The 19,080-nt window shown below is 52.8% G+C and carries 18 protein-coding genes; 7 read left to right on the top strand and 11 right to left on the bottom strand.

Features of this window, described 5'->3' with window-relative positions; genetic code table 11:
* Positions 1 to 46 precede the first annotated feature (46 nt).
* From pyk to ACT3RP_RS05060, 3 genes are all read right to left on the bottom strand, one after another.
* Positions 47 to 1,528: a pyruvate kinase gene (pyk, locus tag ACT3RP_RS05070; RefSeq protein ID WP_483393388.1), complete on the bottom strand. Its 1,482-nt coding sequence runs from the start codon at positions 1,526 to 1,528 to the stop codon at positions 47 to 49.
* A 122-nt stretch (positions 1,529 to 1,650) separates the two neighbouring features.
* The gene (locus ACT3RP_RS05065) at positions 1,651 to 2,139 is read right to left on the bottom strand and encodes an ureidoglycolate lyase (protein WP_483393387.1); all 489 of its coding nucleotides are present in this window, start codon (positions 2,137 to 2,139) and stop codon (positions 1,651 to 1,653) included.
* Between the two features lie 17 nt (positions 2,140 to 2,156).
* Positions 2,157 to 2,981 carry a bifunctional allantoicase/(S)-ureidoglycine aminohydrolase gene (locus tag ACT3RP_RS05060; RefSeq protein WP_441686476.1) on the bottom strand — a complete coding sequence of 275 codons (825 nt, stop codon included), beginning with the start codon at positions 2,979 to 2,981 and terminating at the stop codon, positions 2,157 to 2,159.
* Between the two features lie 353 nt (positions 2,982 to 3,334).
* Here ACT3RP_RS05060 and ACT3RP_RS05055 point away from each other — a divergent pair, with 353 nt between their 5' ends.
* Together ACT3RP_RS05055 and ACT3RP_RS05050 are read left to right on the top strand one after the other, a co-directional pair.
* Positions 3,335 to 4,783 carry a YfcC family protein gene (locus ACT3RP_RS05055; protein ID WP_096278315.1) on the top strand — a complete coding sequence of 483 codons (1,449 nt, stop codon included), beginning with the start codon at positions 3,335 to 3,337 and terminating at the stop codon, positions 4,781 to 4,783.
* A 153-nt stretch (positions 4,784 to 4,936) separates the two neighbouring features.
* A complete protein-coding gene (locus tag ACT3RP_RS05050) occupies positions 4,937 to 6,247 on the top strand; it encodes an esterase-like activity of phytase family protein (RefSeq protein WP_441686474.1) in 1,311 nt (436 codons plus the stop codon).
* Positions 6,248 to 6,325: 78 nt separating this feature from the next.
* Here ACT3RP_RS05050 and ACT3RP_RS05045 read toward each other — a convergent pair whose 3' ends face one another.
* A complete protein-coding gene (locus ACT3RP_RS05045; RefSeq protein WP_096278311.1) occupies positions 6,326 to 7,189 on the bottom strand; it encodes a MurR/RpiR family transcriptional regulator in 864 nt (287 codons plus the stop codon).
* Between the two features lie 25 nt (positions 7,190 to 7,214).
* The gene (puuE, locus tag ACT3RP_RS05040; RefSeq protein WP_096278309.1) at positions 7,215 to 8,150 is read right to left on the bottom strand and encodes an allantoinase PuuE; all 936 of its coding nucleotides are present in this window, start codon (positions 8,148 to 8,150) and stop codon (positions 7,215 to 7,217) included.
* A 321-nt stretch (positions 8,151 to 8,471) separates the two neighbouring features.
* On the opposite strand from puuE, the gene ACT3RP_RS05035 reads away from it, so the two are divergent.
* The 3 genes from ACT3RP_RS05035 (at position 8,472) to ACT3RP_RS05025 (ending at position 12,296) form a co-directional block, all read left to right on the top strand.
* Positions 8,472 to 9,227 (top strand): aspartate/glutamate racemase family protein, encoded by a 756-nt coding sequence (locus tag ACT3RP_RS05035; protein ID WP_483393386.1) that lies wholly within the window; start codon positions 8,472 to 8,474, stop codon positions 9,225 to 9,227.
* A 191-nt stretch (positions 9,228 to 9,418) separates the two neighbouring features.
* Positions 9,419 to 10,789, top strand: coding sequence for an NCS1 family transporter (locus tag ACT3RP_RS05030; RefSeq protein WP_483393385.1), 1,371 nt, complete (start codon positions 9,419 to 9,421; stop codon positions 10,787 to 10,789).
* 28 nt (positions 10,790 to 10,817) lie between these two features.
* The gene (locus ACT3RP_RS05025) at positions 10,818 to 12,296 is read left to right on the top strand and encodes an NCS1 family nucleobase:cation symporter-1 (protein ID WP_483393384.1); all 1,479 of its coding nucleotides are present in this window, start codon (positions 10,818 to 10,820) and stop codon (positions 12,294 to 12,296) included.
* A 176-nt stretch (positions 12,297 to 12,472) separates the two neighbouring features.
* On the opposite strand, the gene ACT3RP_RS05020 is transcribed toward ACT3RP_RS05025, so the two are convergent.
* Together ACT3RP_RS05020 and uraH are read right to left on the bottom strand one after the other, a co-directional pair.
* Positions 12,473 to 13,201, bottom strand: a complete 729-nt coding sequence (locus ACT3RP_RS05020; RefSeq protein WP_444625119.1) for a GntR family transcriptional regulator — start codon at positions 13,199 to 13,201, stop codon at positions 12,473 to 12,475.
* A gap of 92 nt (positions 13,202 to 13,293) precedes the next feature.
* Positions 13,294 to 13,647: a hydroxyisourate hydrolase gene (gene uraH, locus ACT3RP_RS05015; RefSeq protein WP_096278298.1), complete on the bottom strand. Its 354-nt coding sequence runs from the start codon at positions 13,645 to 13,647 to the stop codon at positions 13,294 to 13,296.
* 160 nt (positions 13,648 to 13,807) lie between these two features.
* On the opposite strand from uraH, the gene uraD reads away from it, so the two are divergent.
* Entirely contained in the window at positions 13,808 to 14,347 is a 540-nt protein-coding gene (gene uraD, locus ACT3RP_RS05010; protein ID WP_441686239.1) for a 2-oxo-4-hydroxy-4-carboxy-5-ureidoimidazoline decarboxylase, read from the top strand.
* Positions 14,348 to 14,399: 52 nt separating this feature from the next.
* Here uraD and ACT3RP_RS05005 read toward each other — a convergent pair whose 3' ends face one another.
* The 3 genes from ACT3RP_RS05005 to ACT3RP_RS04995 all read right to left on the bottom strand — a co-directional run bounded on the left by ACT3RP_RS05005 (position 14,400) and on the right by ACT3RP_RS04995 (position 16,418).
* Complete coding sequence (locus tag ACT3RP_RS05005; RefSeq protein WP_483393383.1) at positions 14,400 to 14,762, bottom strand: phasin family protein; 363 nt, start codon at positions 14,760 to 14,762, stop codon at positions 14,400 to 14,402.
* Between the two features lie 180 nt (positions 14,763 to 14,942).
* The gene (locus ACT3RP_RS05000) at positions 14,943 to 15,632 is read right to left on the bottom strand and encodes a glutathione S-transferase N-terminal domain-containing protein (RefSeq protein WP_096278292.1); all 690 of its coding nucleotides are present in this window, start codon (positions 15,630 to 15,632) and stop codon (positions 14,943 to 14,945) included.
* Positions 15,633 to 15,725: 93 nt separating this feature from the next.
* Positions 15,726 to 16,418, bottom strand: coding sequence for a glutathione S-transferase family protein (locus ACT3RP_RS04995; RefSeq protein WP_483393382.1), 693 nt, complete (start codon positions 16,416 to 16,418; stop codon positions 15,726 to 15,728).
* A 365-nt stretch (positions 16,419 to 16,783) separates the two neighbouring features.
* Between ACT3RP_RS04995 and ACT3RP_RS04990 the strand changes: the two genes are divergently transcribed.
* Positions 16,784 to 18,475 (top strand): L-lactate permease, encoded by a 1,692-nt coding sequence (locus ACT3RP_RS04990; RefSeq protein WP_192536295.1) that lies wholly within the window; start codon positions 16,784 to 16,786, stop codon positions 18,473 to 18,475.
* 79 nt (positions 18,476 to 18,554) lie between these two features.
* On the opposite strand, the gene ACT3RP_RS04985 is transcribed toward ACT3RP_RS04990, so the two are convergent.
* Positions 18,555 to 19,079: a gamma carbonic anhydrase family protein gene (locus ACT3RP_RS04985; RefSeq protein ID WP_096278286.1), complete on the bottom strand. Its 525-nt coding sequence runs from the start codon at positions 19,077 to 19,079 to the stop codon at positions 18,555 to 18,557.
* Between the last annotated feature and the right edge of the window lies 1 nt (position 19,080).

Raw genomic sequence — 19,080 nt, 5'->3', positions numbered from 1 at the left:
ATGGGGAACCTATCAGCAGCAGGCCAGCATCCAGCCACGTCGTCTATTAGCCGTTATGCTCAGCGTGCTGGTCGGTAATCTCCATCACTTTCATCGTATTAGTGCCCCCATGAGCGTTCATGTGATCGCCGCGGGTCAGAATCACGTGATCTCCGGCTTTTGAGATACCGGTTTTCACCAGCAGTTCAAGCGCACGTTCATTTAGCTCGGTGGGTGACATTTCAGATGTATCAAAAGGTAGCGACACCACCCCGCGATACAGGGCCATGCGGCGCTGTGCGATAGGGTTGTGTGCCAGACCCACGATCGGCAAACCAGAACGAATACGCGATGCAATCAGCGGCGTGTAGCCAGAAGACGTCATGCAGGCAATCGCGCTAACGCCAGTCATATGATTCGCGGCATACATCGCTGAAAGCGCAATGGTTTCATCAGGGCGAGCAAAACCTTCATGAATACGGTGGCCGGATTCTTGGGCTGATTTTTCACGCTCAGCGCCTAAACAAACCCGCGCCATGGCTTCTACGGTTTCAAGCGGGTAGTCGCCTGCGGCGGTCTCCGCTGAGAGCATCACTGCATCGCTGCCATCCAGCACGGCGTTAGCCACATCGAACACTTCTGCCCGTGTGGGCAGCGGCGCCGAAATCATGCTTTCCATCATCTGTGTAGCAGTGATCACCGCGCGATTAAGTGAGCGAGCACGCTTGATCATGCGTTTTTGAACGCCGACTAGCTTCGCATCGCCAATTTCAACGCCGAGATCACCCCGCGCCACCATCACCGCTTCCGATGCTTCAATAATACCGTCGAGGGTGGCATCATCCGCCACGGCCTCAGCACGCTCAACCTTCGCGACTAAGCCAATATCTTTGCCCGCCTCGCCCAGCAAGCGGCGCGCCTCCAGCATATCTTCGGCGTGGCGGGGGAAAGAAATGGCCAAGTAGTCCACGCCAATCTCGACGGCAGTTTTCAGATCTTCTTTATCTTTTTCAGTCAACGCTGGGGCAGAAAGCCCACCGCCCTGCTTGTTGATGCCTTTATGGTTGGAAAGCTTGCCGCCCACGACCACAACGGTATGCACCTGCTGGCCGCTGACGCGAACAACGTCTAGAACGACGCGACCATCATCCAGCAACAGGCGATCACCTGCTACGACATCTTGCGACAGCGTTGTGTAGTCGCAGCCCACCTGGTGAATATCACCTGCATCGCCGTCTAGCGCCATATCGAGAATAAACGGCTGGCCTTCTTTGAGCACCACCGCGCCATCACGAAAACGGGCAATACGGATTTTGGGACCTTGAAGGTCGCCCAAAGCGGCAACGCTACGGCCTAGCTTCGCGGCGATTTCACGTACCTGCATTAAGCGTCGACGGTGATCATCGGCGGTACCATGAGAGAAATTTAAACGCACCACATCCACGCCCGCAGCAAGCATGGCCTCCAATACGCCCTCACGATCACTGGCAGGGCCAAGAGTGGCGACAATTTTGGTACGACGGATCGAAGAAAAGTGCAGTGCGCTCATAATATTCCCACCATGCGAATTAGCCTGTAGTGACGCTATTGGATAACGAGACTCTATTGAATAACACTAGCTTATCAGTTTAACGCGCTCTATATGACAGCGGTACCACTCACAGGCACGGATTATTCCAAGGTCACGGTTATCGCCAGGGGAAACTCTTCGCAGTTATTGCCGTCACCGCCTCGATCTACCACCAAAAACTCGCCTTCTCGTTCCAGCACCGATTGAACGGCATGCCAGGTGCCTGCGCGGTAGTTGACGCCTTGATGGCCGTCGGTCACAAAGGCACGCACGTCATCTGAGTTAATATGCTCGCCGGGAGTGGCCACCACCACGATAAAGCGCTCTTCATGCAGCGGCATAAACGCCTGGCTGCCTTGAGGGTGGCGCTCTAAAAACGTCAGTTCAAGCGGCAGTGTGATCGGCTGACTGACAAAAATGTTGATCAGCGTGTGGGCGTTTTCACCCAGCGTTTCCACCTTAGCGAGGTCATGATAGCGCTGGGTACGACCAGCGTTGATAGGGAACGACGCGGCGTTGCGCGCATCAATCACATCGCCAAAGGGGGCAAACGCCTCTGCCGTTAGCGGTGTGGCAGTGAGTTTAAGCATTGCGTTGTCCTTACACGTTATTTCAGACGAAGGGCGGGATGACGATTAACGTCTTTATATAGCAGATAGCGGAACGGCCCTGGCCCACCGGCATAACAGGCTTGGGGGCAGAATGCGCGCAGCCACATAAAGTCGCCGGCCTCTACTTCAACCCACTGCTGATTAAGGTGATAAACCGCCTTACCTTCCAGCACGTAAAGGCCATGTTCCATCACGTGGGTTTCATCGAAGGGAATAACGCCGCCCGGCTGGAACGTTACAATGGTCACATGCATATCGTGGCGCACGTCATTAGGATCAACGAAGCGTGTCGTCGCCCAGCTTCCGTTGGTGCCCGGCATTTCAACAGGGGCAATATCTTGCTCATTGACCACAAACGCTTTAGGCACGTCGAGCCCTTCGACAAACTCAAAGGACTTACGAACCCAATGAAAGCGCACTGCTGCTGCTGATTCGTTACGTACCTGCCAATCACTGCCAGGCGGTATAAACGCATAGCCACCGGGCACCATGGTATGGCGCTCGCCCGCTAATGTCAGCGTTAACTCACCCTCCACCACAAACAGCACGCCTTCAGCTTGAGGGTCCAGCTCAGGCTTATCGCTACCGCCGTTGGGCTGCACTTCCATAATGTACTGTGAGAATGTTTCAGCAAAGCCTGATAGCGGCCGCGCGAGCACCCACAGGCGCGTGCCTTCCCAGAACGGTAAATTGCTTGTCACTATGTCACGCATCACGCCTTTAGGAATCAGCGCATAGGCTTCGGTAAAAACAGCGCGGTCAGCGGTTAACTGCGTTTGCGGCGGATGACCGCCCGTGGGAGCGTAGTAAGTAGCTGGCATGATTGGTCCTATCTGATTTTATTAAAATTAAAAAGACATCTTGTATACAAGATTCGTCACACACATTAAAGAGATCTTTATCAAGCCCCTTGTGAAACACTCCTCCCAATAGTAACTTCTTTAGAAACTTTCGTTTCATAATTCTAAAACCATACGAACCATGCTTCAAATGGCAATGTTTCAAATGACAGTGTCTCAAATGACAGTGGTTCACCGTTTGGCCCTTGTTGATCTAGTGGCTAGACGATGTCATTGCTCGGCTCACACTAGGCATTTATAACTAAGCATTTATAACTAGGCATTTATAACAACGGCCGCCCTCAAGGGTGGCTTTAAATAACGCGAGGCAACGCATGTCCCAACAAATCCCCCCTTCGCCCTCCCCTGAACGCCCAGTGCCTAAGAAAAGCTGGTGTAGAATCCCCGATATCTACGCCGTTTTGTTCATATTTATTGCGCTAGCGGCGATCGCCACGCACTTTGTGCCCGCAGGGCAGTTCGAGCGCGTTCCAGGCCCGGCTGGTCGTATCACCATCGACCCGACCTCTTATGAACAAATAGCCCCCTCTCCGGTGGGCATTGTCGATTTCATGCTGGCGATTCCCAACGGCTTGATGAGTGCCGGGGAAGTTGTCTTTTTTACCTTCATGATTGGCGGCATGTTCATGGTATTGAGGCATACCGGCATTATCGAGATTGGTGTCGATAAGCTGACTAGGCGCTTTGCCCGACAAAGCCTGCTGACCATTCCAGTGCTGATGACAGTATTTGCCCTCATCGCGACCGTTATTGGCACCCAGGAGCTGGCGCTGGTTTACGTCCCGGTAATCCTGCCACTGATGATTGCATTACGCTTTGACTCAGTGACGGCGGCGGCGGTGGCTTTATGTGCCACTACTGTCGGCTTCACTACCGGCGTACTCAACCCCATCAATACCGGCCTGGGCCAGCAGCTTTCAGCACTCCCGCTTTATTCAGGCTACGGGCTGCGCATCTTGGCGTTTATTGTCATGCTGGCGGCGGCCATTTTCTTTGTCATGCGCTACGCCCGCAAAGTGCATAACGAACCATCCTTTAGCCTGCTCAGCAGTGACCCGGGCGAGTCTGAAAAGCGTTCGCTCTATCAGCATGCCGATAATGGCCGCGCACTGGTGGCCAACGGTCGTCAAAAGCTAGCCGCAATCGCGGCCTTTGCCTTCTTCGGCGTGCTAATTTACGGCGTGTTACAGCAAGGCTGGTTCATGATGGAGATGGCCGGGCTTTTCATCATTATGGGGATTGTGGTGGGGCTGATCGCGGGGCTTAACACCGACGAAATATGCGCAGGCTTTAACCAGGGCTTCCGTGATGTGCTCGTGGGAGCGATGATCGCAGGGGTTGCTCGCGGTGTCGCCGTGATGCTGGAAGATGGTCAGATCATGGATACGCTGGTGTTTGGACTGGGCAATCTGGTTGGCGGCCTGCCCACGTTACTGTCGGCTATTGGCATGTTCTTCGCCCAGCTAGGCTTTAACTTCATCATTCCTTCCGGTAGCGGTCAGGCCCTGGTGACTATGCCGCTGATGGCACCGCTTTCCGATATTATTGGCGTCACACGACAAACCGCGGTGCTGGCTTTCCAGCTCGGCGACGGCATTGGCAATATTCTTTACCCAACGTCAGGCTACTTTATGGCCACGCTGGCACTGGCTGGGGTGACGTGGCAAAAATGGGTCAAGTTCTTCTTCCCCCTCTTTTGCATATGGGTGCTGATTGCGTTGGCGTTTCTTGTGTTCGCTCAGGCGACTCAATGGAATGGTTAACCAGTAAACAAAAAACGTTAGCCAAAATAGTCAAAACGGCCAGAAATCAAAAGATCTGCTTTCTGTCATTCAACTATCACCTTTGTTGAAGAAGATAGATGTAGCTGACCCTGCTCAGCTACATCTTATCTTCTTTGCAAAGGTTAAATAGTGATGATGAAACCGATACTCGCCACAGCCTTACTCGCCTTTGTATTTACGGATTCAGCTTATTCTCAGCAGGCCTTTCCTGCCACCTTGTCCAGTCATGCTCAACTGCCCGGCAGCACGTTTGTAGCGGCCCCATCCGGCGCCGCTGAACACTACAACACCTCAGGCCGCTTTACTGGAGAAGAAGGACGTATTGAGCAGTTATACACTAACGTACAAGCCACTGGTTTAGCGCTCCCTTTTCCCAGCCAGCCGCTGCAAGGGTTTTCAGGTATACGCTCGCTTGGCGACGATCGTTTTCTGGTCTTAACCGATAACGGCTTTGGCTCTAAGGCGAACTCTTCCGATATCATACTGATGTTTAACATCATAAACCCCGACTGGAAAACCGGACGCGTCACTATTGAGGAGACCGTTCAACTCTCGGACCCAAACCGCAAGGTACCCTTCCCTATTATGAATGAAGCCACCCCCGGGCGATTTTTGACCGGTGCTGATTTCGACATCGAATCGATCCAGCCGGTGGGTGATACCTACTGGATTGGTGATGAATTCGGCCCCTGGATTATCCAGGTCAATAAGGAGGGTGAAGTGTTGCAAGTGATAGCCACAAACCCAGGCGGCACGATGATGCGCTCGCCCGACAATGCCTTTGCCCTGACCCCAAACCCCGGCGCACCACTTTCAGATGATGTTGTCGTTTTTCGCTCCGGTGGCTATGAGGGTATGGCGCTCTCCGAAGACCACACAACGCTCTATCCATTGTTGGAAAAGCCTGTATGGGACAGTAATGATAATGCCCCGGAAACCATTGATGGCACGCCCGTCTTAAGAATGTTCGAACTCAGCACTGACACAGGCGAATGGGGCGATACAACTCGCTATTACCCACTCGCGTCAGCGGATCATGCCATTGGCGACTTCAATCTTATTGAGGGCACCCGCGGCCTGATTATCGAGCGTGATAGCCGCCAAGGAGACCCTAGAGCAGAGTGGGCGAACGATCCCGCCGAGTTCAAGCGTATCTATCTTATCGACCTCGATCGCACGAACGAGCAAGGTGTGCTTGAGAAAATCGCCTATATAGACCTCATGGACATTCAAGATCCCAACGGCATCGCACCGCGAGGCACGATCGACGGCACGTTTAATTTTCCCTTTGTGACTATTGAGAACGTGGATAGAGTCGATGAAAGAACTATCGTGGTCGCCAACGACAATAACTATCCGTTCTCGATTGGTCGCGAGCAAGGGCAGGCTGATGATAATGAGATGATACTGCTTGATGTGGCAGACTTTCTGAACGCCGAATAGCAAGAATCAGCGTGAGGCTAGGGCGCTAGCGGACATCTTCGCCTCACGTTGAAACGCCAACGATTTCTAACGTATGTGCTAATCGATACTCATGATCGGTGTTTCAAGTTCACTGAGCTCAACGTACATATCGCTGATCGCGCTGATCCGCTCTCGTCCCTCTGCCAGGCGACGGTGTAAAACGCCGTTCGCCAGCAAACAAATCAGGCTATTGGCTGCGGCGTAACTATCAAATGCCGAGAGGCTTTCAAGCGGCGTTTCCATAAACCAGGTGACTTGAGCGGCGAAATTCACCGCGGTTGGATCAGCAATTAATGCGACCTTGGCCGGCGAGCGCTCAAGCGCATCCACCAGCGCAGCAAACGCCGCGGGGCGGCGGCGAAATCCAAACAGCACCACAACATCCTGCTCGGAGAGATCGACAATTTCTTCCGCTAACGACTGGTTAGGATGTGGAACCACCCGCACCTGGGTGCGCGCTTGAATCAACTGCTGACGAAAATGTAGTGCTAACGGGTAGCTGTTACGAAACCCGATCACAACCACATGGCGTGCGCTATCCAGATGCTCTACCAGCGCAGCAAACTGTTCCGACGCTATCCCGTTCAAGCAGCGCTGCAGATTTTCCTGCTCGCGCTGCAAATGACGCTGGAACGGCGCGCCGGCCTCTTCCTGCATGGCATTTGCGTCGATCACTAGCGGCACGCCTAAGTTGCGCAGCTGGCGGGCATGGTCTTTAACGGTACGATAGCTCTCAAACCCCAGCCGTTTGAACAGACGGCTGACCGTGGATTTAGATACCCCGGTTAAGCGCGCCAAATCGGCCGCGCTATACACCGCCAGATCGTCAAAGTGGTCGAGAATGAAGCTCGCGACGCGCTGCTCCTGGGCACTTAACTCGTCAAACTGAGCGGTAATACGCTGTCCGATATGCGGCGTCATAACATCCTAATAAACTAGTTTAATGTCACGTTGATGCGGGATGATGCTCGGCCCAATGGCGGGCGATATCAACTCGCCGCGCAACCCAAACGCGGTCATGGCTTTCGATATAATCTAAAAAGCGCTGCAATGCTCGAAAACGCCCAGGCCGCCCAAGTAAACGACAGTGCATTCCAATAGAGAGCATTTTCGGCGCCTCTTCCCCTTCTGCGTAAAGCACATCAAAGGCATCACGTAGATAGGTAAAGAAGTGATCTGCGGTATTGAACCCCTGCGGGGCGGCAAAGCGCATATCATTAGTGTCGAGCGTGTAAGGCACAATTAAATGATTATGATCACTGCCCTGACTATCGGTGACACGAGTCCAGAAGGGTAAATCATCGCCGTAATAGTCGCTATCGTAAAGGAAGCCGCCCTCGTCCAGCACTAACTTGCGCGTATTAGGGCTATCGCGGCCGGTGTACCAGCCTTGCGGCTTCTCACCATAAAGCCGCTGAAAAATCTCCATGGCCTGCTGAAGATGCGCCCGCTCAACGTGCTCCGAGACTTCTTGATAGTGAATCCAGCGATAGCCATGGCAGGCAATTTCGTGGCCTAGCTCTTTAAACGCCTGAGCGACGTCAGGATTACGCTCCAGCGCCATCGCCACGCCAAATATTGTGAGCGGTAAATCACGTTTTTCAAATTCGCGCAGAATGCGCCACACCCCGGCCCGCGAACCATATTCGTAAATCGACTCCATGCTCAGGTGACGATCAGGATAGGCTGGTGCGCCGATAATCTCAGATAAAAACTGCTCTGAGCCTGAATCACCATGCAGTACGGAATTTTCGCCGCCCTCTTCGTAGTTGAGCACGAATTGGACGGCAATCTTTGCCTTTCCGGGCCAGTTAGCGTGGGGCGGATTTCGTCCGTAACCGATTAGGTCACGAGCGTAGAGGTTCGAAGGTGATGACGACATGCATAGCTCCTTGATTCCAATTCTTAGCTATCGCTGGATAAAACATAGCCGAGATAGCGCGCTTAGAGAACCTGCAAACAATTTGTATACAAAATAGCGGCATTGACGATCAACCGCAACGCGCCCACAGGCTAGTAGACTGGAATCCACAGGTCTTTTTCACACTAACAATGAATCTATCAGCCGCACCCATAGCCACTAGCCGCCATTTCTGGCTGTCTTTTTTATGACCAGCTCAATTTAGTTACTTGCACTACGCTGAAAATCGCCCTATTTTCGTATACAAGAAAATAAATATTGTTTACATGCGGATTACTTATCATGCATATACGAATTATCAACCCCAACACCACCGCCTCCATGACCGCTGCTATTTATAATGCAGCGCTGCAACAGGCAGGTGCTGGCACTCAGATTAGCGCCTCGCAGCCGGACGCGGGGCCCGTTTCAATTGAAAGCCACTTTGACGAAGTTATTAGCGCGGTCGGCGTGGCAGAAGAGGTTCTTAAAGGCGAGCGCGAAGGCGGTATTGATGCCTACGTGGTGGCTTGTTTTGGCGACCCTGGCCTACTTGCCGCAAGGGAGCTGACCCGTGCGCCGGTCATTGGTATTGCCGAAGCAGCGTTCCATCTTGCCACGCTGATCAGCACTCGCTTTTCGATTGTCACCACGCTGGGGCGTACCGGCATTATCGCTGAGCACTTGCTTCAGCAGTATGGTTTCAGCCACCACTGTCGGCGCATTCGCGCAGCTGAAATTCCGGTCTTGGACCTTGAGCATCATCCTGAGGCGGCATTTGCCCGCATTGTCGAAGAGTGCTGCCGTGCGCGGGATAAAGATGATATCGGCGCCATCGTTTTAGGCTGCGGCGGCATGGCTAATTTGACCCAACAGATTAGTCGCGAAGTAGGTCTGCCGGTGATTGAAGGCGTCAGCGCAGCGCTGAAACTAGCTGAATCACTGATTAGCTTAGGGCTGCACACCAGTAAGCATGGCGACCTTGCCTACCCACGACCAAAAGCATTCACGGGTAAGTTTGCGGCGCTTTCTGATCTTTCACTGCCGCTTAACTCATAGTCTTCCGATATGACGGACAGCGCCTTAACTGACAGACATCACTAACTGACAACGCTCGCAATATTGCTAATAATAATTAATATTATACAAGATAAGCAACACGTCCATTAGCACGCCACGCCGCAAGCGTTGCTTGGGTATGAAAATACTCAAGCTACCAATAAAACCGATAATCTTGCGAGGACTACATCATGAGCACTTCAACTTCGGCTCTTGCGTCAAAGAATCAATCTCCTGCGAACGACACGGTGGGAACAAAAAGCATGGGGGCTGAAAGCCTGGCCCCTCAAGACACCCGAATAATGGGGCGTAGCTCCTACTTTCTGGCGTGGTTCGGCGGCTGCGTTTCCATTGGCACCTTTGCCATGGGTTCAAGCGTTGTCGGCACGTTAAACCTGCTACAAGCTACGCTGGCCATTGCCATCGGATGCTTTGTCATCGGCATTGCCCTGGCCATTAACGGGGCCGCAGGCTACAAGTACGGCATACCGTTCATGGTTCAAGCACGTAGTGCGTTCGGCTTTACCGGCACGCGGTTGCCTGGATTAGTTCGCGCGGTGCCTGCGGTAGTGTGGTACGGCTTTCAAAGCTGGATTGGCGCAGGGGCACTGAATATGGTGTCGGCTACGCTGTTCGGTTTTGACAACCTTATTTTCTACTTTATTACCTTCCAGTTTTTGCAAATCGGCCTATCGGTCATGGGGTTCCAGGGCATCAAATGGCTAGAAAACATCGGCAGCGTTTTTATCCTAGCCTCACTGATGTACATGTTTTACGCCACGGTGCAGCGCTATGGCGATGAGCTTTCAGCCAGCCTGCTAACCATGGAAGGCTCATGGGGCATGCCCTTCTGGGGTGCGACCATGCTATTTCTTGGCATATACAGCACCATGATGCTCAACGTTAGCGACTACTCACGTGAGCATAAAAAAGGCACGGCCCAAAGCCTGCTGACGACCATTTATGCCATGTCGATTCTGCCCTGCACGCTATTTATGGGTTTGATTGGCTACATGGTTTCGCAAGCCACCGGCACTGCAGACCCTATCCAAGTATTTGCTAACGCCGTCGACAATACGCCGCTGTTGATGACCACCCTACTATTCATCGCCTTCGCACAGGTCACCACCAACGTACTCAATAACGTGGTGCCGCCGACCTACGTATTGATGGACGTCTTTAAGATCAAGTTTCCGATCGCCACGATCATCGTTGGGCTACTGGCGTTTGCCACATTCCCTTGGAAGCTTGTCCAGCCAGGCTCTGCAGCGGGCCTACAGATGTTTGTGCAGACCTATTCAGCATTCCTCGGCCCCATCTTTGCCATCCTCGTCGTCGACTACTACATCATTCGCCGTCGCACTCTAGATATCAGCAAGCTGTATGACCCGGAGGGGCCTTATAAAGGCGTTAACGCGGCGGCACTGATTGCCACGGCGATTGGCATTGTGGCGGCGCTTTCTTTCTCGGCGATCTCCTGGTACGCCAGCCTTATCCCTGCAGGCATTAGCTATTACCTGCTGATGAAGTACTGGGCACCTTGCCAACGTTTTAGCCAGTAACCCCACTCGCCAACCTTGAGCCAATAAAATGAAAGAGAGCAACGACGTGAGTGATTTAGACATTAGGCACATCGACCCGACGCTGTATAACGAGGACCTTGCGCCGCTTAAACCTCAAGATCGTAACTGGGGCGCGTTTGAGATCTTTAACGTCTGGTCGAACGATATCCAAAGCCTATTTGGCTATACCCTAGCCGCTTCGTTATTTTTGAGTTATGGCCTGAACGGCTGGGCGGTAATGGCTGCCATTATACTGGCGGGCGTGATCGTGATGTTTTTGGTCAACCTTACCGGTAAGCCCAGCGTTAAATACGGCATTCCGTTTCCAGTGATGGTACGTGCCAGCATGGGTGTTCGCGGCGCGAATTTGCCCGCCATACTACGTGCCATCGTCGGTATCTTCTGGTACGGCGTACAAACCTACTTCGCATCAACCGCGGTAACGCTGCTTATTACCGCCTTTATTGGTGCGGGCAGCGGGAGTACTTTCCTCGGCCTTTCCGGCGTGGCGTGGGTGTCGTTTGTGATTGTTTGGCTGTTCCAAATCGCGATTTTCTGGCAGGGCATTGAGCGCATCAAACACTTTCTAAACTTGGCAGGCCCACTGGTCTATGTGGTGATGCTGGTGTTAATGGCGGTTGTTTGGTATCAGGCGGGCAGCGAATTACTACCTGCTATTGGCACTATTTTTAGCGGCGATGGTGAAGCCAGTGGCAGTTCGATTGCCGCCTTTATGGCCATTGTCGGGACCATGGTGGCGTATTTCGCAGCAGTGGTAATCAACTTTGGCGACTTCACGCGATTTGTGAAAACCGAGCGCCAGATGAAGCTTGGCAACCTGCTAGGCTTACCGCTTAACGTGGCTTTCTTCTCTTTTATTGCGCTAATTATTACGGCAGGCACACTGGTGCTGTTTGGCGAGGCACTGACCAACCCCGCCGATATCGTTGAGCGGGTTGATTCGCTGCCGCTGACGATTGTCGCTGCCCTCACCTTCTTCGCCGCTACGGTAGGCATTAACTTAGTGGCCAACTTTATTCCGCCCGCCTACGACCTGGCCAACCTGTTTCCCAGCAAAATCAGCTTTAAGACAGGCGGCCTGATTACCGCCATTATTGCTTTCTTTGTCGGCGCGCTTTGGATCTCCGTGATCAGTCAAATAGGCATTCCCGGATTCGTAAACGCACTCGGTGCAATCGTCGCGCCGTTCTACGGCATCATCGTGGTCGATTACTACCTGATCAAGCGCCAGCATTTGAATATGCAGGAGCTGTTCTCATCAGCGCCGGGCGGCGCCTACTATTACGTGAATGGTTGGAACATCCGCGCCCTTATCGCCTTTGGCGCCGCTGCGATGTTCTCTCTTTCTACCGTTCTAGTTCCCGCACTATCAAGCCTAGGCGGCTACGGCTGGCTGATAGGCGCGGGCTTAGGCGGGCTATTCTACTACGGCTTAATGCGTCAATTTAAGGCAGCGTCTGCGTTTGCTGAGCATACGGTAAGTTGAGAAATTTTAACTGCTAGAACAAACGCCATCGGCCAGAGCCGGTGGCGTTTGTTTAGGACATAACGCGTCAGGGTGCTCTAATCATCTGGAGTCTGCGTGAAATCACCGACGGCTTTATGAGAGTTGCCATTAATTACTGCGGCTGGGATGTTTTTAACTGATGAAGCGCACCTAACCTAACCCCCAAATATCTGCTGCAAATCCGGTGCGCTCTCTTGCTCTTCAACCATGGAAAGCGAAGCTTCGATGGCTTTTAGGTGGCGGCTCATAAAGGCTTTAGCGCGATCTCCGTTGCCTGATTCTAAATGCCCGATTAGGTCATCGTGGTCGTGGGATTCGCAGCCCAGGTGGCCGCGATGACCGTAAACGGCGAGTATCAGCGAAGAGCGCGAGCACAGGCGCTCAACAAACTCCGCCAGGGTGGCGTTGCCTGAAAGCTGCGCTAAGCGCAAGTGAAAATCCGCTGAGAGACGAATAGCCACACTTTGCTGGCCACTGCGCAGCGCTTGGCGCTCTTGGCGGGCCATTTCGCGAAGCTCAGCGGCTTCTTTGTCGCTCATGTGTCTTGCCACATCGGGCATTAACCCGCACTCGATTAACTGACGAGCATCGAAAACGTCTTTGGCTTCATCAGCGGTTGGCCGGGTAACACTAGCGCCGCGGCGTGGCGTGAGTGTGACTAATTGCTCCAGCGCTAAGCGCTGTAAGATTTTACGAATCCCGGTACGGCTAATACCAAATACTTCCGACAACGCATCTTCACGCAGCCGGGCACCAGGCTTTAAACGTTGCTCCACAATCGCATCGCTGATAGACCGGTAAATCACTTCGTGGCGCTCATCGCCCTCTTTGCTATTTTTATTAACGGAAGCGCGCCGCTTTACCGGTGCCTGCGCATCACTCATAGCTAGCCTCTCTGATCATTCCTTCCAAGCCGCAATGATATCGTGCTCTTCATCGCGCATGTTGGTTATCACGTAATAGTTAATCGGAGATTTTAGCTACCGCGGTAAGTTGAGTAGCCATAGGGCGATAGCAGCAGCGGCACATGATAGTGCTGGCTGACATCAGCAACACCAAAGCGCAGTGGAATCATATCTAAAAAGCGGGGCTCATTAGCCTCTACGCCCTGGGCTCTCAGGTAGTCACCGGCATGAAAAACCAGCTCATATTCAGCTGCAGTCAACGCATCGCCCTCTAAAAGAGGTGCATCACAGCGCCCGTCACTGTTAGTGATGACGGTGCTTAGATGCTGGCGTTCACTGCGGGTCAAGCGAAACACCTCAATAGTAATCCCCTGCCCGGGCTGTCCCGTGGCGGTATCCAGTACGTGGGTAGTTAAACGCCCCATAGCCGCTCCTATTTTATAAGGTTATTGGCGATACTTGATCGACATCCATGCCGTTGTACCGTTGAGCCTATCGGTCAAGGAGTACCGCTGCCGTTCTTTATTGTATACATTAAGTCTATCGCTTTACGCTTTGAAAAACTGCATGCCTAGGAGAATTTCAGTGTCGACCCACCGCCCATTAGTACTTTCACCAGCGCCTAGCCGATGCAGCCTTGAAATGCTGACGCTTCACTATGGGGACGTGTATGAGCACTCGCCTTGGGTCGCAGAAGCCGCCTGGCATCACGGCCTAAATGAAGAGCATGACGCCCCTGATGGGCTGGCACAGCTTATGGGCCTAATGCTGCAGCAGGCCAGCAGCGAGCAGCAAATCAATGTCATTCGTGCCCACCCCGATTTGGCTGGCAAAGCCGCTATCTCAGGCGAATTAACGCAGGATTCCACCAGCGAACAGGCCGGAGCAGGTCTACATCATTGCAGTGCCGATGAGTTCGCTCAGTTTGAATCTCTTAATGAAGCTTATAAAAAGAAATTTGGTTTTCCTTTTGTGATTGCCGTTAAGGGGTTAGATCGTGGCGCAATTTTAGCCGCCTTTGAAGAACGCTTGAACAACGCTGCGGCAGCCGAACGGCAAACGGCCATTGAACACATTATCCGTATTGCCTGCCTGCGCTTAATCGATCGTGCCAGCAAAGCGTAAAAAAAAAGCGCCGACCCCATAGGGAGCGGCGCTTTGAGCCAGATCAGCTAACTTACTGCTTAGCCGTTTCTACTGCTTTCTTGGTGGTTTCTTCAGCCTGCTTTTTGCTATCTTCAGCAAAGCTTTGACTGATGGACGTCACTTTTTCAGTGTCACCTTTAACACGCTCCATGAAATCACTGGCTGTTTTCTGCTGGCTTTCGAGCGCTTTTTTGAAACTGTCAGTGTCTTTTACATCAAGCCAAGTCCGCGCTTGTGAAATAGCCATATCGGAGTAAGCGCGGGCAGCATCCACCTGCGCACTGAATAGCTGTTCATAGTAATCAAGTGCGGTCAGCGTGTAAGAGCGCATTAGCGATACAAACACAGATTCAAGCTGTTGCGCGGTTTGATCAGTACTCGATTTAGTAGCCATCTTCATATCCCCATAAGTGAGCTAGCACATCAACACGCCTTGATTAGGCGGTTCTAAGCTAGGCATTTGCCTCTGCTGACTATAAAGTTAACAGTGCTTTTTGTGCAGCGCAACATGATTTTATCTCATGCTGCGCCTGCTCACTTATAGCGTATTTTTATTACCGCCGATAACCCGCGACTAGCGGTTATTGAACAAGTGCTTACGCGCTTGCTCATCCATTTCAACGCCCGCCTGTGGATTAACATCTTCGACCAACGCGTAAGCGCGGCGCACGGCTGGGCGCGCTTTCACCATATCGAACCAGCGCTCCAAGTCAGGAAACTCTTCTAGCGTTTGGCGCTGTTTTTCCCAGGGAACAATCCAAGGGTAGATCGCCATATCCGCAATCGAGTAGTCATCACCACCTACGAACGTATGGTGCGCTAGACGCTGGTCCAGCACGCTATAGAGCCGATTGGTTTCGAGCACGTAACGTTCAATGGCGTACTCAATTTTTTGCGGCGCATAGTTGCAGAAGTGATGATTTTGGCCGGCCATCGGGCCTAAGCCGCCCATTTGCCAGTGCAGCCACTGCAAGACGATATAGCGCTCGCGGCCTTCCGAGGGCAGGAACTGCCCACTTTTATCGGCGAGGTACTCAAGTATCGCGCCAGATTCAAATATCGATAGCGGCTGGCCACCGTCCTGCGGGGAGTGATCGACAATGGCGGGGATGCGATTATTGGGCGCGATCGCGAGAAATTCAGGGTCAAACTGCTCGCCCCGCCCAATGTTGATCGGCTTCACTCGATACGCAAGCTTGGCCTCTTCGAGCATGATGGAGATTTTGTGGCCGTTCGGGGTTGTCCAGTAATACAGATCAATCATTGCCATCTCCTTAATGAAAGCGTTGATTCACTCACTGAGCAAATTAAGGCTTTCTTAATGCATCAGGCGGCCGTGGCTGCACCGCCCTGTGCGTTATATGTCGCGTACGGTCAGGGCATTACTTGCCACCCCATCGTGAACGCTAAGCATGCGCTGGAACCATTCGTCGACCGGATCGCCCGGTTCTACAATCGCCTGTGTTGATACGATGTAAGCCCACATCATGCTGCCAAACAGCAAATAGTCTGAACCACTGGGGGAGTCACCGTCGAGAAATGCGCTTTCACGCAGTAAATCGCGCACCGGTGCCAACACCTGCTTGAGCTGTTGTTTACCCTGCTCTGGCTGGCTGAATTCTTCTAGCGTGCAGCCGAACCGCGCTTCACGCGTTTCGCGAAAGTAAGCGCGATCATCCGGGTGTACCGCCGCGAGTAAATCCAGACCCACGATACGAAATAACGCTGGTGTCACACTGCGCTCAACAAAGTATTTGAACAGCAGCACGCGCTGATAGCTGACGCCGTCACCCAGCACGGGCGCGTCGGGATACGCTTGATCCAAATAACGCATGATGTCGAAGCTATCGGTGACGACTTTATCGCCGTCGCAAAGTACGGGTACTTTGTCGTAGTCGGCAAACTCCAGCGCCTTTTTATCGAGAAAGCGCCACGCCACGGTGGTAAATTCCAAACCTTTATGGGCAAGCGTCATGCGTACGCGCCAGCAGTAAGGTGAGAAACGAAGCTGTTCATCTCGACCACATAAATCATAGAGTTTTAGTGCCATCAGTACTGCCCCATGGTGAGGAAACGAGTGGTTATCAAACGTGCGAATGCGCTTGGCGTGGTTCAACAATGAGCTTAAGAAACTATGCGTGCAATAGGCACCGCTAAACGGTGTCTATTAGTCTAACGAGAGCGCTATACCCCTCACTTTACAGGTTATTAAAAAACACATTAAAAACATCATGTTAGGCAAAAAAACCAACACTTAACTCGCCTTTAAAAATGGCTTTAACAGGTAAGACCAATTTTCCAATGTAGTCATCTTGTTAACCTAACCGTATCTTTCACTTACACCCGGCTGGTAACACACAATCCAGGCGGTTTTCGCGGAGCGTACCAAATCAATAACAAGGGGCAGTTCCTCTCATGAATGAAACGACACTTGCACTTCTGGCCTTCTTGCCGCTGCTGCTGGCCGGCATTCTACTCGTAGGCTTTAAAGTACCCGCTAAGATAGCGATGCCTCTCGTTTTCCTAACGGCTGCCATTATTGGCCTAACCGTTTGGAATATGTCCTTTACCCGCGTCGTGGCATCGACTATTCAAGGCTTGATTCAGACAGCAGGCCTTCTATGGATCATCTTTGGCGCTATCCTGCTGCTTAATACCCTCAAGCACTCCGGGGGCATTACCGCGATTCGCAACGGATTCTCGGGCATTAGTCCTGACCGGCGCGTTCAGGCGTTGATTGTGGCCTGGCTATTCGGCTGCTTCATCGAAGGCGCTTCTGGCTTCGGTACGCCAGCCGCCGTTGCGGCACCGCTGATGGTGGCTCTCGGCTTCCCGGCGCTTGCCGCGGTCGTTGTGGGTATGATGATTCAGTCAACGCCCGTCTCTTTCGGCGCCGTCGGTACACCTATTGTGGTGGGCGTTGGTAGCGGTGTGGATCGCGTGGGCATTACCGCTCAGCTTGATTCGGTCGGCTCTAGCTGGGACGTATTTTTTCAACAAATCACTAGTTCGGTCGCCATTACTCACGGCATCGTGGGCATTTTAATGCCACTGATCCTAGTGCTGGTAATGGTGCGTTTCTTCGGCGCCAACCGCTCCTGGAAAGAGGGGTTGTCGATTACCCCTTTCGCTATTTTTACCGGCATCTGCTTCGTCGTGCCTTACATGCTAGTCGGCGTGCTGCTAGGGCCTGAGTTCCCGTCTATGATAGGCGCTATGGTGGGCTTAGCGATTGTGGTGCCTGCCGCCAAGCGAGGCTTCTTGCTGCCTAAAGATACCTGGGACTTTCCTGAATCTTCGTCTTGGCCCGATGAGTGGATTGGCAATCTACAAATCAAGCTGGAAGACGTTGCGGGCAAAGCGCCTATGTCGACCTTTAAAGGCTGGGTACCTTACGTATTGCTGGCGCTGTTCTTAGTCGCATCACGGACCATTGAGCCGCTGCGCGTCGCGTTAACGTCAATCAGCCTGGACTGGAACAACATTCTTGGCGAAGCGGGCGTTAGCGGCGGCGTGCAGCCGCTGTATCTACCCGGTGGAATTATTGTAGCAGTGGTGATCATTACCTACTTCTTGCACCGCATGAATCCACAAAAAATTAGCGCCGCCGTCTCAGAGTCCACCAAAACGATTTTTGGTGCAGGCTTCGTGTTGGTCTTCACCGTGCCGATGGTACGTATCCTGATCAACTCGGGTGTTAATGGCGCAGACCTTGTGTCTATGCCGGTGATGATGGCGCAAGCGGTGGCCGATGGCGTAGGTGGCATTTACCCCTTCTTTGCACCCGCTGTAGGGGCAATGGGCGCCTTCATTGCAGGCTCCAACACCGTGTCTAACCTAATGCTGGCAGAGTTCCAGTTCAGCGTCGCGCAATCCCTTGGCCTTTCGACGGCGATGATGATTGCACTGCAAGCGGTAGGTGCGGCGGCGGGTAATATGATCGCTATCCATAACGTGGTCGCAGCGTCGGCAACGGTCGGGCTATTGGGCCGAGAAGGCACGACGATCCGCAAGACGATCCTACCCACCATTTACTATCTGATTTTTACCGGCATCATCGCACTGGTTGCGTTCTACGTGATCGGCGTGACCGACCCGTTAATGTAAAAGTGGCGGTTGTTGTAGCAGAAACGTAAACCCCCAGGCCTTGGCCTGGGGGTTTACGTTTGGAGCGGGACAAGTGCAGTCAGTCTATTCGCTTGAGTTCTTGGCGATGGCGCTTGCTACGCTCTACGTAGCCCTGAGCATTTTTCTTCAGACCCGCCACCGCTTCCTCGGAAAGCGTTCGCACCACGCGAGCAGGTGAACCAACAATTAAGGAGTTAGCTGGGAACACCGCGCCTTCCTTAATAAAGGCACCGGCACCTACTAAGCTATTTTCACCAATCACCGCGCCATTGAGCACCACCGCCTGGATACCGATTAGGCAGCCATCGCCAACCGTGCAGCCGTGCAGCATGGCCTGGTGCCCTACCGTTACGCCTTTACCTACTTTAAGCGGAAAGCCTGGGTCTGCATGCAGCACTGCGCCATCCTGAATATTGCTCTCTTCGCCAACCTCAAGGTGATCCGAATCACCGCGCAATACCGCCTGATACCACACGCTTGAATGCGCTTTTAAGGTCACTTGGCCGATAACATCTGCCGTTTCGGCAACGTATACGTCGTCGTGAATATCCGGGCGGTGCTCGCCGTATTGATAAATGGCCACG

The sequence above is a fragment of the Halomonas sp. AOP5-B2-8 genome (assembly GCF_052376475.1).
GTDB classification, from domain to species: domain Bacteria; phylum Pseudomonadota; class Gammaproteobacteria; order Pseudomonadales; family Halomonadaceae; genus Vreelandella; species Vreelandella casei.
This window is presented reverse-complemented; position numbering and strand designations above follow the sequence as displayed.

Bases quoted from the DNA above. Each gene is read 5' to 3' on its own strand.
- ACT3RP_RS04995 (WP_483393382.1), bottom strand. From the start codon at position 16,418: ATGGCACTAAAACTCTATGATTTATGTGGTCGAGATGAACAGCTTCGT.
- ACT3RP_RS05055 (WP_096278315.1), top strand. From the start codon at position 3,335: ATGTCCCAACAAATCCCCCCTTCGCCCTCCCCTGAACGCCCAGTGCCT.
- ACT3RP_RS05025 (WP_483393384.1), top strand. From the start codon at position 10,818: ATGAAAGAGAGCAACGACGTGAGTGATTTAGACATTAGGCACATCGAC.
- ACT3RP_RS05065 (WP_483393387.1), bottom strand. From the start codon at position 2,139: ATGCTTAAACTCACTGCCACACCGCTAACGGCAGAGGCGTTTGCCCCC.
- ACT3RP_RS05005 (WP_483393383.1), bottom strand. From the start codon at position 14,762: ATGGCTACTAAATCGAGTACTGATCAAACCGCGCAACAGCTTGAATCT.
- pyk (WP_483393388.1), bottom strand. From the start codon at position 1,528: ATGAGCGCACTGCACTTTTCTTCGATCCGTCGTACCAAAATTGTCGCC.
- ACT3RP_RS05030 (WP_483393385.1), top strand. From the start codon at position 9,419: ATGAGCACTTCAACTTCGGCTCTTGCGTCAAAGAATCAATCTCCTGCG.
- ACT3RP_RS05050 (WP_441686474.1), top strand. From the start codon at position 4,937: ATGATGAAACCGATACTCGCCACAGCCTTACTCGCCTTTGTATTTACG.
- ACT3RP_RS05035 (WP_483393386.1), top strand. From the start codon at position 8,472: ATGCATATACGAATTATCAACCCCAACACCACCGCCTCCATGACCGCT.
- ACT3RP_RS05020 (WP_444625119.1), bottom strand. From the start codon at position 13,201: ATGAGTGATGCGCAGGCACCGGTAAAGCGGCGCGCTTCCGTTAATAAA.
- ACT3RP_RS05045 (WP_096278311.1), bottom strand. From the start codon at position 7,189: ATGACGCCGCATATCGGACAGCGTATTACCGCTCAGTTTGACGAGTTA.
- uraH (WP_096278298.1), bottom strand. From the start codon at position 13,647: ATGGGGCGTTTAACTACCCACGTACTGGATACCGCCACGGGACAGCCC.
- ACT3RP_RS05060 (WP_441686476.1), bottom strand. From the start codon at position 2,981: ATGCCAGCTACTTACTACGCTCCCACGGGCGGTCATCCGCCGCAAACG.
- ACT3RP_RS05000 (WP_096278292.1), bottom strand. From the start codon at position 15,632: ATGATTGATCTGTATTACTGGACAACCCCGAACGGCCACAAAATCTCC.
- puuE (WP_096278309.1), bottom strand. From the start codon at position 8,150: ATGTCGTCATCACCTTCGAACCTCTACGCTCGTGACCTAATCGGTTAC.
- ACT3RP_RS04990 (WP_192536295.1), top strand. From the start codon at position 16,784: ATGAATGAAACGACACTTGCACTTCTGGCCTTCTTGCCGCTGCTGCTG.